9 protein-coding genes are annotated in these 15,842 nt (G+C 61.6%); 3 read left to right on the forward strand and 6 right to left on the reverse strand.

Translation table 11 applies throughout. The features are described from left to right. The first annotated feature begins 287 nt into the window (after positions 1-287). Positions 288-1,451: a type III PLP-dependent enzyme gene (locus B7L09_RS12925; RefSeq protein ID WP_094469152.1), complete on the forward strand. Its 1,164-nt coding sequence runs from the start codon at positions 288-290 to the stop codon at positions 1,449-1,451. Between the two features lie 87 nt (positions 1,452-1,538). Here B7L09_RS12925 and B7L09_RS12930 read toward each other — a convergent pair whose 3' ends face one another. Together B7L09_RS12930 and B7L09_RS12935 are read right to left on the reverse strand one after the other, a co-directional pair. Beyond that, positions 1,539-2,294, reverse strand: coding sequence for a tetratricopeptide repeat protein (locus B7L09_RS12930; RefSeq protein ID WP_094469153.1), 756 nt, complete (start codon positions 2,292-2,294; stop codon positions 1,539-1,541). Continuing rightward, on the reverse strand, positions 2,291-2,971 hold the full coding sequence (locus B7L09_RS12935; protein ID WP_094469154.1) for a Fe2+-dependent dioxygenase: 681 nt from the start codon (positions 2,969-2,971) through the stop codon (positions 2,291-2,293). Before B7L09_RS12935 ends, B7L09_RS12930 begins: the two co-directional genes overlap by 4 nt. A gap of 206 nt (positions 2,972-3,177) precedes the next feature. Between B7L09_RS12935 and B7L09_RS12940 the strand changes: the two genes are divergently transcribed. Both B7L09_RS12940 and B7L09_RS12945 read left to right on the forward strand, forming a co-directional pair. Further along, a complete protein-coding gene (locus B7L09_RS12940; protein ID WP_094469155.1) occupies positions 3,178-5,502 on the forward strand; it encodes a TonB-dependent receptor in 2,325 nt (774 codons plus the stop codon). 215 nt (positions 5,503-5,717) lie between these two features. Beyond that, positions 5,718-8,246 (forward strand): PepSY domain-containing protein, encoded by a 2,529-nt coding sequence (locus B7L09_RS12945; RefSeq protein WP_094469167.1) that lies wholly within the window; start codon positions 5,718-5,720, stop codon positions 8,244-8,246. A 130-nt stretch (positions 8,247-8,376) separates the two neighbouring features. On the opposite strand, the gene B7L09_RS12950 is transcribed toward B7L09_RS12945, so the two are convergent. From B7L09_RS12950 to ptsP, 4 genes are all read right to left on the reverse strand, one after another. Beyond that, positions 8,377-9,918 (reverse strand): alkaline phosphatase D family protein, encoded by a 1,542-nt coding sequence (locus B7L09_RS12950; protein ID WP_094469156.1) that lies wholly within the window; start codon positions 9,916-9,918, stop codon positions 8,377-8,379. A 165-nt stretch (positions 9,919-10,083) separates the two neighbouring features. Then, positions 10,084-11,823 (reverse strand): PTS fructose-like transporter subunit IIB, encoded by a 1,740-nt coding sequence (locus B7L09_RS12955; RefSeq protein WP_094469157.1) that lies wholly within the window; start codon positions 11,821-11,823, stop codon positions 10,084-10,086. Between the two features lie 11 nt (positions 11,824-11,834). Next, positions 11,835-12,776 carry a 1-phosphofructokinase gene (pfkB, locus tag B7L09_RS12960; RefSeq protein ID WP_094469158.1) on the reverse strand — a complete coding sequence of 314 codons (942 nt, stop codon included), beginning with the start codon at positions 12,774-12,776 and terminating at the stop codon, positions 11,835-11,837. After that, positions 12,776-15,637 carry a phosphoenolpyruvate--protein phosphotransferase gene (gene ptsP / locus B7L09_RS12965; protein ID WP_094469159.1) on the reverse strand — a complete coding sequence of 954 codons (2,862 nt, stop codon included), beginning with the start codon at positions 15,635-15,637 and terminating at the stop codon, positions 12,776-12,778. The genes pfkB and ptsP overlap by 1 nt, the downstream gene beginning before the upstream one ends. Positions 15,638-15,842: the final 205 nt, after the last annotated feature.

Genomic DNA, 15,842 nt, shown 5'->3' on the forward strand with positions numbered 1-15,842 from the left:
TTGGGGCGCGCCGGACCTGATTTTGTGCAGGGCAAGGCGCGAGGAGCGTGGTTTGGTTGTTCCAAATAAGCGACGAGTAACGCAGCCCTGCGCAAAATCAGGCCCGGCCCTTCGGGTTGCGCCTGAAAGCCGGCCAGGCTGTGTTGCAGTCCTTGGCAAGGAAACGACCCTTACCTGCGGACTGCGCCTAGCCCGGCCGGCTTTCAGGCGGCGAACCAAAGTGGGGATACGGAGGACGTTCATTTGCACCCATTGATCAAATTAGTTTGCCCTTAGGAGTTCCCAGCATGTCGATTAACGTCGAAGATTATTTCGCGCGCGCCACCTTTGACAAAATGAAGGCGTTCGCCGACAAGCAAGAAACCCCGTTCGTGGTGATCGACACCGCGATGATCAGCCAGGCCTACGATGACCTGCGCGCCGGTTTCGAATTCGCCAAGGTCTACTACGCGGTCAAGGCCAACCCGGCCGTCGAAATCATCGACTTGCTCAAAGAGAAAGGCTCGAACTTCGACATCGCGTCGATCTACGAGCTCGACAAAGTGATGAACCAGGGCGTTGGCCCCGACCGTATCAGCTACGGGAACACCATCAAGAAATCCAAGGACATCCGCTACTTCTACGAGAAAGGCGTGCGCCTGTTCTCCACCGACTCCGAAGCCGACCTGCGCAACATCGCCAAGGCCGCGCCGGGCTCGAAAGTGTACGTGCGTATCCTCACCGAAGGCTCGACCACGGCTGACTGGCCTTTGTCGCGCAAATTCGGCTGCCAGACCGACATGGCCATGGACCTGCTGATCCTCGCCCGCGACCTCGGCCTGGTGCCTTACGGCATCTCCTTCCACGTCGGCTCGCAACAGCGCGACATCAGCGTGTGGGACGCAGCGATCGCCAAGGTCAAAGTGATCTTCGAACGCCTGAAAGAAGAAGACGGTATCCACCTCAAGCTGATCAACATGGGCGGCGGCTTCCCGGCCAACTACATCACCCGCACCAACAGCCTGGAAACCTACGCTCAGGAAATCATCCGCTTCCTCAAGGAAGATTTCGGCGACGACCTGCCGGAAATCATCCTGGAACCGGGCCGTTCGCTGATCGCCAACGCCGGTATCCTGGTCAGTGAAGTGGTACTGGTGGCGCGTAAATCGCGTACCGCCGTCGAGCGCTGGGTGTACACGGATGTGGGCAAGTTCTCCGGCCTGATCGAAACCATGGACGAAGCCATCAAGTTCCCGATCTGGACCGAGAAGAAAGGCGAGATGGAAGAAGTGGTCATCGCCGGTCCTACCTGCGACAGCGCCGACATCATGTACGAAAACTACAAATACGGCCTGCCACTGAACCTGGCGATTGGCGATCGTTTATACTGGTTGTCGACCGGTGCCTACACCACCAGCTACAGCGCGGTTGAGTTCAATGGCTTTCCGCCGTTGAAGTCGTACTACGTGTAAAACGCTGCACGCAGAAATCAAAAAGCCCATGACGTGTCATGGGCTTTTTTGTGTCCGGCTGATCGTTCCCGCTCTGCGTGGAAACGATCATCCAAGAGTGAGCTCCCGAACACGCTGTTGATACTCGGTGGTCAGCCCGCGAATTCTCGGATCGGTCGACGTCGATAAGGTCTGACTCGCCACCCGCTGGAAATTCAGATTGCCACCGTCCAGGGCCTTGCGTAACCAGACCAGCGCCTCGTCGATCTTGCCGCCATCCGCCAACACAGCGGCATAACTGAACTGCCCACGAAAATCCCCGCCGAGCGCCGAACGTCGATACCACTCACACGCAGCTTGCGGATCTGCCGGACAAACCCGCCCTTCTTCCAGATATCGCCCCAGCAGATTCATCGATTTCGCATGGCCCAGTTCGGCCGCCTGTCGATACAAACTCAGTGCTTGGCGCTGGTTTACGGCAACTCCGCGCCCGGTCGCCAGCAGATTGGCGTAGTTGTACATCGCCCAATCCAGCCCTGCGTCGGCGGCGATTCGATAATGCTGCGCGGCAACCGAAGCATCCTCCGCACACCCCCAGCCATGTTCATGACAACGACCGAGCATGTTGCGCGCCATCAAGTGCCCGCCCTGAGCCGCAATCGCGAACCAGCGTAGCGCCAGCGCCTGATCCATCGCGATGCCCTGGCCGTCGAGCAGGATCTGCCCGAGCAAGGCCTGAGCGTCGAGCACGCCTTCTCCGGCAGCGATCAGAATCGCCTGGGCTGCGCGAGCGGGGCTTTCTTCCAGCATGGCTTTGAGCGAATCACCGTCGAGGACTTCCTCGCGGCGCAATTGAAAACTCATACGTCGACCCAGCGACGCAACAGGTTGTGATACGTGCCCGTGAGACGGATCAGCGACGGGTGATCGGGCATGTCCTGAGTCAATTGCTGGATCGCACCGTCCATCTCGAACAGCAACGTGCGCTGGCTGTCTTCGCGCACCAGGCTTTGGGTCCAGAAGAACGCGGCATACCGCGCCCCGCGCGTNACGGCGTTGACCTTGTGCAGGCTGGTGCCGGGATACAAAACCATGTCGCCGGCCGGCAACTTCACGCGCTGGGTGCCGAAGGTGTCCTGGATTTCCAGTTCGCCGCCGTCATAGTCTTCTGGTTCGCTGAAGAACAGCGTCGCCGACAGATCGGTACGTACCCGCTCATGGCTGCCCCTGGGCTGACGCACGGCGTTGTCGATATGAAAGTCGAAACTGCCGCCCGCCGTGTAACAGTTCAGCAACGGAGGAAACACCTTGTGCGGCAACGCTGCGGACATGAACAGCGGATTTTTCCACAGCCGCTCCAGCATCGCCGCGCCCACTTCCTTGGCCAACGGGTGGCCTTCGGGCAATTGCAGGTTGTGCTTGGCTTTGGCGGACTGGTGCCCGGCGGTGATTTTGCCATCGGCCCAATCCACCTGCTCCAAAGCATCGCGGATGCGCTGCACTTCTTCTTTCGCGAACACGCCGGGAATGTGCAGCAGCATGGGATCACACCTGAACGTAAGGAGCCGGCAATGGTATTGATTCTTATTGACTGTGTAAAACCCCCACGACGAACGAATCATCAAAAACCGTAAGGTTAAATTGTAAAGAATGTAAATTCCTCGCGAATAGTAACGTTTCGCAATTGATACAAATACGCGTCTACCCTATATTCCGCGGCCTCAAATCCTTGGGGAGGGGAATTCAAATGTCACGCCAACACTCACATTTACCGGTCAGTTCACCGCGTTTGCTCGCGTCTGCAATTGGCGTGGCGATCACGGCCGGTTCTGCCGGCCACATGGTTTTCGCAGCCGAAAAGGCCGACGAAAAAGCGCCGGGCAATGCGATCTCCCTGGGGGCGACCTCCATCACTGGCGAAGCCCAGGATGCGACGTCCTACAACGTCGAAAAAGCCTCCTCGCCCAAGTACACCGCACCGCTGGTGGACACACCGCGCTCGGTCACCGTCATCCCGCAGCAAGTGCTCAAGGACACCGGCGCCCTCAATATGCAGGATGCCTTGCGCACCGTACCGGGCATTACCTTCGGCGCCGGTGAAGGTGGCAACCCTCAGGGCGATCGCCCGTTCATTCGTGGTTTTGACGCACAGGGCGACACCTACCTGGANGGCGTGCGCGACACCGGATCACAGAGCCGCGAGATCTTCGCCGTAGAATCCATCGAAGTCAGCAAAGGCCCGAACTCGGCCATTGGCGGACGTGGCGCAGCGGGCGGCAGCATTAACCTGGTGAGCAAAAAGGCTCACTTGGGCGATTCGTTCGACGGTGGTTTTACCTGGGGCTCGGACCAGACCCAGCGTTACACCCTGGACGGCAACTACCAGTTCACCGACACCGCCGCTGGCCGTCTGAACCTGATGAGCCACGAAAGCAACGTCGCCGGCCGTGACAGCGTCGATTACGACCGTTGGGGCATCGCACCGTCGCTGGCGTTTGGCCTGGGCACCGACACCCGGGTCAACCTCGATTACTACCACCTGGAAAGCAATGACACGCCGGACTCGGGCATTCCGTACACCATTCCTGTCGCAGGCTCGGCCGCCCGTACCAAGGCGAACCCCGACAAACCGAACGACGGCGGCGACAGCAGCAACTTCTACGGCTTGAACGATCGCGACTTCCGCAAGGGCCGCACCGACACGGCCACCTTCGCCATCGAGCACGACCTGACCGACGCGCTGACCGTCAAGAACACCTTGCGCCACGGCAGCANCGGTCAGGACTACATCCTCACCCAGCCGGACGACAGCNAGGGCAACGTCAATAACGGCAGCGTCTGGCGTCGGGCCAACACCCGCGTCAGCAACACTGAGACCACCACGAACCAGACCGATCTGTTTGGTGACGTCTACATCGCCGGCTTCAAGAACAGCTTCGCCACCGGCATCGAGTTGAGCCGCGAGGAAAGCCAGAAATCCTCGTACAACGTCAACGTCGACACCACTCCGAGAACGGCGGCTTCGACCACCAACTGCTCCCCGGCATTGATCGGCGCGCCAAGCGGCTACAACTGCACCTCGCTGGCCAACCCAAACCCGAACGACCCGTGGAACGGCGCGATCTCGCGTAACTACGCCGGCACCGACACCCAGGCCAACACCTACGCGCTGTACGTGTTCGACACCCTGGAATTGTCCGAGCAATGGCTGGTGAATATGGGCCTGCGTTACGACCATTTCGACACCAAGTACAAAACCTACAACGCTTCCAGCGTGACCACGTCCAAAGGGGATGACGTCAGCGAGTTCGTGACCGGGCAGTTCGGCGTGGTCTACAAACCGGCCGAAAACGGCAGCATCTACGCGTCCTACGCCACCTCCGCCACGCCACCGGGCAACACTTTGGGCGAAGGTCAGGAAGGCAACCCGTTGGGCGGCACTCCGGATCGCAACGGCAACCTGCTGAGCAGCGATATGGAGCCGGAAACCACCAAGAACTACGAAATCGGTACCAAGTGGGATCTGCTGAACGATCGTCTGTCGCTGACCGCCGATATCTTCCGCACCGAGAAAGAAAACGCCCGGGTTCAGGTCGACACCACGTCCTATGAAAACGCCGGTAAAACCCGCGTCCAGGGTATCGAACTGTCGGCCACCGGCAAGATCACCGAAAAATGGCAAGTCTTCGCCGGTTACGCCTACATGGACAGCGAGCAGGTCGATGGTGGTGATTTGCCAGCCAACAAAGCCAACAACGGCAACGAACTGCCAAACACCCCGAAAAACAGCGCCAGCCTGTGGACGACCTATCAGGTCACGCCGAAGCTGACCATCGGTGGCGGTGCGTTCTATGTTGACGATGTATTCGGTAGCGTGGCCAACACCACCATGGTGGATTCCTACGTTCGTTACGACGCAATGGCTGCCTACAAGCTGAGCAAAAACGTCGACCTGCAACTGAACGTGCAGAACCTGACCGACAAAACCTACTACGACAAAGCCTACGCGGCGCACTTTGCCAACCAGGCGGCGGGCCGCACGGCATTGCTGAGCACCAACTTCCACTTCTGATTGCCAGCCACACCGCAATCCCTGTGGGTGAAGGCTGACAACTTCCACTTCTGATTGCCAGCCACACCGCAATCCCTGTGGGTGAAGGCTGAAATCAGGACCAGGCCCCGTTCATCCACATGAACGGGGCTTTTGTACGTAAAAAAGAATGTTTCTCAGCAACCCACGGCATAATGCGCGCCGTGATGATATTTCGAACGAACAAGGCGAGCGACGTGTTGAAGAAAACCCTGTTCCAGTTGCACTGGTTTTTCGGCATCAGTGCCGGGCTGGTCCTGGCCCTGATGGGCATCACCGGGGCGATGGTATCGTTTGAGGATGAAATCCTCAGCGTGCTCAATCCTTCCGTGTTGCAGGTCGAGAAGCAGGTTGCCGGCGTCCTGCCGCCCGCCGAACTGGTGGAAAAAATCGAGGGCGCCTCCGGCAAGAAAGTCGCGATGCTCTGGGTCGAGACCGACAGCGGCAACGCCGCGCGGGTGAGTTTCACCCCGCCACCGGGNGAGCGCCGNGGCCAGATGCGCTACTTCGATCCCTACACNGNCGACTTCATGGGTGAAGCCACCGGCCAGGACTTCTTCGGCCTGATGCTGCANNTGCACCGCTTNCTGGCCATGGGCGACACCGGCCGGCAAATCACCGGCGCCTGCACGCTGATATTGCTGTTCTTCTGCCTCTCGGGCCTGTACCTGCGCTGGCCACGCCAAGTGGCGAACTGGCGTGCGTGGCTGACCCTCGACTGGAAGAAAAAGGGCCGCAGTTTCAACTGGGACCTGCACTCGGTGGCCGGCACCTGGTGCCTGGTGTTTTACCTCCTGTCCGCGCTGACCGGGTTGTCCTGGTCCTATGAGTGGTACAACAAGGGCCTGACCCAATTGCTTTCCGACGCGCCGCAAAACGAGCGCGTTCGCGGCGGTCGAGGTCCTGCGCCAAGCGGCCCGGCGCCCACCGCCGATTACGCCGCCATGTGGAGCAGCATCTACAGCGCCGCAGGCCCGGCACTCAGCGCCTATAACATCCGCATGCCGCCCGTGGCCGGCCAACCGGCGACGGTCTTCTACCTGTTGAACACCTCGCCCCATGACCGTGCACTGAACCAGATCAGCCTCGATCCGGCGACCGGCCTGGTCAAACGGCATGACCGTTACAGCGACAAGAGCCTCAAGGCGCAATTGCTGACCAGCATTTACGCGCTGCACGTCGGCAGCTACTTCGGCATCGTCGGGCGGATCATCCTGACCCTTACCGCGCTGAGCATGCCGCTGTTCTTCGTCACTGGCTGGTTGTTGTACCTGGACCGTCGCCGCAAGAAAAAGCAGATCAGGGACGCCCGCAAAGACTTCGCGCAAACGGGCAGCAATGCACCCGCCTGGTTGATCGGTTTCGCCAGCCAAAGTGGCTTTGCCGAGCAACTGGCCTGGCAAACTGCCGGGCAATTGCAGGCGGCCGGCCTGCCGGTGAAGGTTCAGCCACTGGCGAATGTCAGCGAACAGGATTTGCGTGAATCCAGCAATGCGTTGTTCGTGGTCAGTACCTTTGGCGACGGCGAAGCACCGGACAGCGCCCGCGGTTTCGAGCGCAAAGTGCTGGGCCGGGCATTGAGCCTGGAGAGCCTGAACTACGCGGTGCTCGGCCTCGGCGACCGCCAATATCAACACTTCTGCGGCTTCGCCCGACGCTTGCACACCTGGCTCGGCGAGCATGGCGGCAAGACCTTGTTCGCGCCGGTGGAAGTCGACAGCGGCGACCCTTACGCCCTGCGTCACTGGCAGCAGCAACTCGGTCTGCTGACCGGGCAAGCGCCGGTCGACACCTGGCAAGCGCCAAGCTACGACAACTGGACCCTGTCCCGTCGCGAGCTGATGAACCCGGACAGCAGCGGCTCGCCAGTGTATTTGCTGGGCCTCACCGCCCCGACCACCAGCAGCTGGCTGGCCGGGGATCTGGTGGAAGTCCTGCCACGCAATTGCCCGTGGGCGATCGAGCATTTCCTTGATGGCCTGGGCATTGAAGGCCGGGCGATGGTGACCTTCGATGGCCTGTCGCAACCGTTGGAGCAAGCCCTCGCCAGCCGACAACTGCCCGAGAACCGGGCGCATCTGGTCGGCCTGCACGCGCAAGCGCTGGTCGACGCATTGGTGCCGCTGGGCATGCGCGAATACTCCATCGCCTCGATTGCCAGCGACGGCGTGCTGGAGTTGATCGTGCGTCAGGAACGTCACCCCGACGGCAGCCTGGGCCTGGGCTCCGGCTGGTTGACCGAACACGCGCCGGTAGGCGACACCATCAGCCTGCGGGTGCGGCGCAACAGTGGTTTCCACCTGCCGACCGAGCCAGTACCGATGATCCTGCTGGGCAACGGCACCGGCCTCGCCGGCCTGCGCAGCTTGCTCAAGGCGCGCATTGCCGATGGCCAGCAGCGCAACTGGCTGCTGTTCGGTGAGCGTCATCGGGAATACGACTACCTGTGCCGCGATGAGCTTGAGGAGTGGCTGACGTCAGGTGATCTGGAGCGACTGGACCTGGCGTTCTCGCGGGACCAGGCAGAGAAGATTTATGTGCAGGATCGACTGCGCGAGTCGGCCGATCTATTGAAGCAATGGTTGGCCGACGGTGCCGTCATCTACATCTGCGGCAGCTTGCAGGGAATGGCTTCAGGCGTGGATCACGTACTCAACGAAGTGCTCGGGATTGAAGAAGTCGACCGCCTGATCGAACTGGGCCGCTACCGCCGCGACGTCTACTGAAAGAGCCCCCTCACCCTAGCCCTCTCCCAGAGGGATAGGGGTCTGACCGAGGTGTCTCACGTTATACAGAGATCGGCCCCCTTTCCCCCTCTCCCCTTTGGGGAGAGGGCTGGGGTGAGGGGTGGATCTATCAGACAGGCTGTAACTTCTGCTCAAACACCGCCACCCCATCCAAATCCCGCAAAATGACGGTCAACTCCGCCGTCTGCCCATCAATCTGCACCTCACCAAAAAACTGAAACCCGGCAAACGGCGAAGTGTTTTGCGCNAATGGGGCCTTCTCGAAAACCACTTCGGGTCCGAACGTCTTGTCCAGCGGATTAGGCCCGAAGCTCCCGGCATTCAACGGCCCGGCCACAAATTCCCAGAACGGTTCGAAGTCCTGGAATGCGGCGCGGTCCGGGTGGTAATGATGCGCGGCGCAGTAATGCACATCTGCCGTCAGGAACACGTAGTTGCGCACCTGCTGCGCCCGTAAAAAGCCCAAGAGTTCTGCGATTTCCAGTTCACGTCCCTGAGCCGGTCCGGGATCACCGTTGGCCACTGCTTCCCAACGCGCCACACCCGGGCGGACCTCTCCGTCGGGGACGCCGAGACCGATCGGCATGTCGGCGGCGATGACTTTCCATTGGGCAGTGGAGGCTTTCAATGAAGCCTTGAGCCAGTCGAGTTGCTCACGACCGAGAAACGGTTTGGCGGCGCCAAGATTGTCGTCATTGGCTTCGCGATAGCTGCGCATGTCCAGCACGAACACATCCAGCAAGGGNCCGTAACCGAGCTGGCGATAAATTCGCCCGCCGCCGTCCGCACTCTGCAAACGCATGGGCGCATATTCCAGCCACGCTTGCCGGGCGCGACCGACAAGGCTGTGGATGTCCTTGGTCTGGTAACGCTCATCCAACTGCTTGCTCGGCGACCAGTTGTTGACTACCTCGTGATCGTCCCACTGCCAGATCTGCGGCACCTCGGCATTGAAGCGGCGCACGTTTTCGTCGAGCAGGTTGTAGCGGTAGTTGCCGCGATATTCATCGAGGGTTTCCGCGACTTTGCTCTTGGCCTCGGTGGTGATATTGCGCCAGATGCGGCCGNCTTCAATGGTCAGCTGCGCGGGCACCGGGCCATCGGCGTAGATGGTGTCGCCGCTGTGAATAAAGAAGTCCGGCAGGCGCAGGCGCATGGCTTCGTAGATGCGCATGCCGCCGATGTCCGGGTTGATGCCAAAGCCCTGGCCGACGGTATCGCCGCTCCACACGAAACGAATGTCGCGGCGCTGTTGCGGCACGCTGCGCAAGTGACCGAACCACGGCTCGCTGGCGACGCCGGTCTGGGCGTCCTCAAAGTGCACGCGATAGAAAATCGCCTGATCGACCGGCAGCCCGGTGAGTTCGACGCGGGCGGTGAAGTCGCTGCGCGCATCAGCCAATGGCGAGACGAATCGGCGTGGGTTGCCAAACAGGCTGCGCGTGTCCCACTCCACCACCATCTTCGCGGGGCGGTCGCTGCGGCTCCAGATCATCGCGCGGTCGCCCATCAGATCGCCGGACTGCACGCCATCGGTGAGTTGCGGACGGTCCTTGACCGAGGCGATGACGGCCGGTGCCAGGCCGGGAAGCAAAAGCCCGGCGCCGACGGCTTGCATGACACGGCGGCGGCCGAGATCGAATTCGCTCATGGTGTTCTCCCTGAAAAGGAAAACTAAAGCACGTGCGCATGAAACCGGTGTGACACCAAAATCTGCCAACACCACTGCTCCCTTGTGGCAGCGAGCTTGCTCGCTCCCACAGGTTTTGNNCCTTGTGGCAGCGAGCTTGCTCGCTCCCACAGGTTTTGCGGTGTGTCAGGCCTTGGCGGGTTCCAGTGCCATCTCAACGACTTCAGGTCGTTTGAGCAGCGCGTACGCCACTGCCGTCAACAAACTCCCCGCCACAATCGCCAGCAGATACAACAGCGCATGGTTGATCGCATTCGGAATCGCCAGCACAAACAACCCACCGTGCGGCGCCATCAGTTTGCAGCCGAAATACATCGACAACGCACCGGTCAATGCGCCACCGGCGATGCTGGCCGGAATCACGCGCAGCGGGTCTTTGGCCGCAAACGGGATCGCCCCTTCGGAGATAAAGCACAGTCCCAGAATCATCGCGGCCTTGCCTGCCTCGCGTTCGGTCTGGGCGAATTTGCGCCGCGCCAGGAACGTGGCGATACCCATGCCAATTGGCGGCACCATACCGGCGGCCATGGTCGCGGCCATCGGTGCATAACTTTGCGAGGCCAGCAGCCCGACCGAGAACGCATACGCGGCTTTGTTGATCGGCCCGCCAAGGTCGACGCACATCATCCCGCCGAGCAGCACTCCCAGCAGAATCGCGTTGGTGGTGCCCATGCTGTCGAGGAAGTGCGTGAGCCCCTCGAGCATCCCCGCCACCGGTTTGCCGACGATGTAAATCATCACCAGGCCAGTGAACAAGCTCGCCAGCAACGGGATGATCAGGATCGGTTTCAGCGCCTCGAGACTCTGCGGCAGACGCGCGTAACGATTGATCGCCTGCGCCGCATAACCGGCGATAAAACCGGCAATGATCCCGCCGATAAAACCGGCGCCCAGGGTGCTCGCCAGCAGGCCACCGATCATCCCCGGCGCCAGGCCCGGGCGGTCGGCGATCGAGTAGGCGATGTAACCCGCCAGCAACGGCACCATCAACTTGAACGCAGTCTCACCGCCGATCTGCATCAGTGCGGCGGCGAGCGTGCCTTCCTCCTTGAACGCGGTGATGCCAAACACGAACGACAGGGCGATCAACANGCCGCCCGCCACNACCATCGGCANCATGAACGACACGCCCGTGAGCAGGTGTTTATAGACGCCGGTCTTCTCTTGTTTGGCCGGGCCTTTGGCGCCGGTCGAAGCGGTTTCCTGCTTGCCTTCGGCCAGCGCTTTATTCAGCGTCGCCTCGGCTTGCTTCAACGCAATGCCAGTACCGCANCGGTAGATTTTCTTGCCGGCGAANCGCTCGGTGGCGACTTCGATATCGCAGGCCAGCAGCACCACATCAGCATCGGCAATCGCCGCAGCGCTGAGTGGGTTGCGCGCACCGACCGAGCCTTGGGTTTCCACTTGCAGGTCGTAGCCCAAGCGCTTGGCCGCTTGCTGCAAGGCTTCGGCAGCCATAAAGGTGTGAGCGACACCGGTCGGACACGCCGTGATCGCCACCAGGCGTGGCGCGTTTTGAACGGTGGCAGCAGGTTGCTCGACGGCTTCGGGCGCGACATACACCTGAGCTTCTTCAGCCCCGCGTCGCAGCACCGCTTCGACATCCTGCAGGGCATGCGCGGGTGTGCTCTGGAACACTTTCTTGCCGACAAATCGCGACATATCCACCGGCGCACTGGTGACCAGCAGCACCCACTCGGCCGCTTCAATCGTGGCCGCCGACAGCTGACGTTCCGGATGCGCGGCATCGACCACTTCGACGCTGGTGCTCCAGCCCTGACGCTGGGCCGCTGCATCGAACAAGCGGGCGCACAGCACACTGGTGACCATGCCGTTCGGGCAGGCAGTAACAATGGCTAACTTCATCACAAACCCTCTTATTGTTCTGTCAGGGTGCGGATGCGCACGCCCTGTTCGAGCCGCGCCAACTGCGTGGCATCGCCAATTCCGAAACCGATCTGCGTGACCGCCATCGCGGCAATCGCCGTGGCGGTGCGTAGGGTTTGTTCAGGCGTGTCGGCGCTGAGCAAACCGTGGAGCATGCCGGCCAGCAACGAATCACCCGCGCCCACGGTGCTAGCGACGCTGACCTTGGGCGGCGTGGCATGCAGCGCCGTGCCCGNGCTGAACCAGTTCACGCCATCGGCCCCGTGGGAGATCACCACATGCTCGATGCCTTGAGCGTGCAAACGGCTCGCTGCTTCGGCCTGTGCCGCCACCGATATCACCTCGCAGCCCAGCGCGTCGGCCAGCTCCTCGGTGTTCGGCTTGATCAGCCACGGGCCAGCCTTGAGACCGGCGCGCAAGGCTTCGCCGCTGGTGTCGAGGGCGACTTTCAGACCGAGGCTTTTCAAACGCTCAATCAACGCCTGCAGCCACTGAGGACTGATCCCTTGCGGCAGGCTGCCGGCCACGACGACCGCGTCATGACCGGGCGCAATCTGCTCGAGTCGATCCAGCAAGGCCTGCTGCGCTGCCGCATTGACCATCGGCCCCGGGCCGTTGATGTCGGTGATGCGCCCATCGTTTTCCGCCAGTTTGATGTTGCTGCGCGTCTCACCGGGCACCCGGATGAACGCATCGACAAAACCACGTTTGGCGAACAGGGTCTCAAACGCTTGAAGGTTGTCCTCACCGAGGAAACCGCTGACCGTCACCTGATGCCCGAGGTCGGCCAGCACCTGCGCCACGTTCACGCCTTTACCGGCGGCGTGGGTGTGCATTTCGTCGCTGCGATTGACTTGGCCGGGCTCGAGACGCGGCAGTTGCACCGTCAAGTCCAGCGCCGGGTTGAGCGTCAGGGTCAGTATCTTGGCCATTACAGGGCCTCCACTAATGCGCGCACTTCATTGGCGCTGCCCACGGTCAGGGCCTGTTGGGCGAGAATTCTGGTTTGGCTCAGGCTGAGTTCGCGGATGCGCGCCTTGACCTCGGCAATGCTGCGACCGGACACGCTGAGTTCGTCCACACCNAGGCCAATCAGCACCGGCACCGCCAACGGGTCCGCCGCCAACTCGCCGCACACGCCGACCCATTTGCCATGGGCATGGGCGGCGCGCACGGTGATGTCGATCAACTGCAACACCGCCGGGTGCAGGCCATCCGCCTGAGCGGACAGGGTCGGGTGGCCACGGTCGATGGCCAGGGTGTATTGGGTCAGGTCGTTGGTGCCGACACTGAAGAAGTCGACTTCCTTGGCGAGTACCGGCGCCAGCAAGGCAGCGGACGGCACTTCGATCATGATCCCCAGTTGCAAGTCGGCCACCGGGATCTCCAGGCGCAGGCGCTCGGTCATATCGCGGGCGGCGCGCCACTCATCGACGCTGCCGACCATGGGAAACATGATGCGCAGCGGCCGGTTATCGGCGGAACGTAATAGCGCACGCAGTTGCGCTTCCATGATCTGCGGGCGCTGCAAGGTGAGCCGAATACCGCGCACCCCAAGGAAGGGATTTTCCTCTTGGGCAATCGGCCAATACGGCAGCGGTTTGTCGCCGCCCACATCCAGGGTGCGCACGACCAGAGGACGACCGGCCAGGCCATCGAGGACGCGACGGTATTCGACTTCTTGAGTGGCCTCGTCTGGCGCCTGGGAATGGGCCATGAAAATCAGTTCGGTGCGCAGCAAGCCAATGCCTTCGGCGCCCTGCTCCACCGCGCTGGTCACACCGGCACTTTCGCCGATGTTGGCGAACACTTCGACCGCGTGACCGTCGGTGGTCAGCGCCGGTTGATGGCGTTGTTCGGCGGCGGCTTTCAGACGTTGCTCGCGGGTGTCGCGTTCTTCGGTGGCGCGCTGCAAGGTTGCTGCGTCGGCGTCCACATGCAGGCGACCGCGTTGGCCATCAATCAGCAACGGCGTGCCCGGCGCCAGCAGCAACACCGTAGGACCTGCGCCCACCAAGGCCGGAATGCCCAGGGCTCGGGCGACAATCGCGCTGTGAGCGGTCGCGCCGCCACGGGCCGTGAGAATGCCGGCCACACGGGTCGGATCGAGACGGGCAACGTCGGACGGGCCGACTTCGTCCATCACCAGAATGTACGGCTGATCGGGTTCACTCGGGGTCTCGACGCCGCTGAGTTGCGCCAGTACCCGACGGCCAATGTCGCGCAGGTCGGCGGCGCGCTCGGCGAGCAAGGCATCCTGCAACGACTCCTGCTGCCTGGCGGCGGCTTCGATCACGCTCATCCACGCGGCTTCGGCGCTCTCGCCTTGCTTGAGGCGGGTGNCGACTTCGTCGGTCAGTTCCGGGTCGTCGAGCATTTCCTGGTGAGTGATGAAAATCTCGCGGATGGCTTTGGATTTGCTTCGTTCGATCAGGCCTTCGATGTCGCGGCGCACGTGCGCCAACCCCTGCTTGAGACGCTCGCGCTCGATGGCGGCGGACTCGCCACGCAGCGGGTAATCGATGGTTTGCAGCACTTGAATGTGCGCCGGTCCGATGGCGATGCCCGGTGCAGCGGCAATCGCCTGGACCAGGCTGCCGGACGCTGGCGCAAGGAGCACTTCGGCGACATCGGCAAACACCTCGCGCTGCTGGCTCACGGCGGGCAACGGCTCGACTTCTTCGCCCAGGCCTTCTTCGATGGCGGCCAGCAGGGCTGGCAAGGCATCAGCGGCGATGCTCGGTTCAGCGACAAACTCCAGCACCTGACCGCGCCGGGCGCCGAGGCTGAGCAGTTTGCTCAAGCTCTTCACCGACACGGCGCTGTCCTGGCCATCGACGATGCGCACGCGGATTTCGCCTTCAAAACTTTTCGCCAACTGCGCGAGGATCTTCGCCGGGCGGGCATGCAAACCGTGGGCGTTGGCCAACGCAATGCGCGCGCTCGGCCAATCCGCTGGCAGTTCACCGCCCAGCACTTCGAGGACTTTACGGCTGCTGGTGGCGCGACCCAGTTCATGGCCACGGCCCTCGATCAGCAGCGCACACAGGCGTTCGAGCAAGGTCTGATGGGCTTCGCCGAGGCTGGCCAGGCAGAACAAACCGTTGAGTGGCTGACCGAGGTAACGCATGGGTTTGTCCGGCGTGACGAAGGCCAGGCCCGGACGCTTGACCGTCTGCTCGCTGTGCAACCACCACAGGCCATCGCCCAACGGCAACGCTTCGACTTGCTGCAAAACAGCGGAGAAACCGTTGCTCACGCAATCGGCCTGACGCAGCAAGCGCGCACCGCGCCACACCAGCTCTTCGAAGTCATCGGCGGACACGCCAAGGCTGATCATCTGCGCATCCAGCGCCAGTTCCTGCGGCGCGCCTTGCAGCAGCTTCAGCAACGCGTTGGCATTGCCGGCACGGCGCAGCGCCTCGCCCAGGTCGGTTTCACCGAGGGCGCGGGTCAGCAGTTGCAGCAGGCGCAGGTGTTCATCGGATTTGGCGGCAATGCCGATNGCCAGGTAAACGATCTGGCCATCGCCCCAGTCCACGCCTTCGGGGAATTGCATCAGCCGCACGCCGGTGGAAAACACCAGATCGCGGGTTTCCGGCGTACCGTGGGGGATGGCAATACCTTGACCGAGAAAGGTCGAGCCCTGGGCTTCCCGTGCCTGCAAACCGGCAAGATAACCCTCGGCCACCAGGCCATCGGTGACCAGATGCCGAGCCAGCAATTGCAAGGCTTCGGACTTATCCACAGCCGACTGGCCCATGGATATCTGCTCTATGGTGAGCTCGAGCATGCTTTCTCCTTTTTGGCGTCTGTTGGCGCCAGGTATTGTTTTGAATGATTCAGCTTAGGCGCTTAGTCATCATTTTTGGCGGTTTCGCGGCAGAACCGGCCAAATGCGCTTATAACCTAGAAAATACGCCTGCTGAAACGTTTAATCTAGAATGATTGGCACGTTACTCGATAATGTCCCATCCTTGAAGTCCAACTTGTCGGAT

Origin of the sequence: Pseudomonas mandelii (assembly GCF_002251635.1) — a bacterium.
Lineage (GTDB): Bacteria > Pseudomonadota > Gammaproteobacteria > Pseudomonadales > Pseudomonadaceae > Aquipseudomonas > Aquipseudomonas mandelii_B.

What these genes read in the sequence shown, in the direction of transcription:
- B7L09_RS12925 (WP_094469152.1), top strand. Translation starts at nt 288, where the DNA reads ATGTCGATTAACGTCGAAGATTATTTCGCGCGCGCCACCTTTGACAAA.
- B7L09_RS12930 (WP_094469153.1), bottom strand. Translation starts at nt 2,294, where the DNA reads ATGAGTTTTCAATTGCGCCGCGAGGAAGTCCTCGACGGTGATTCGCTC.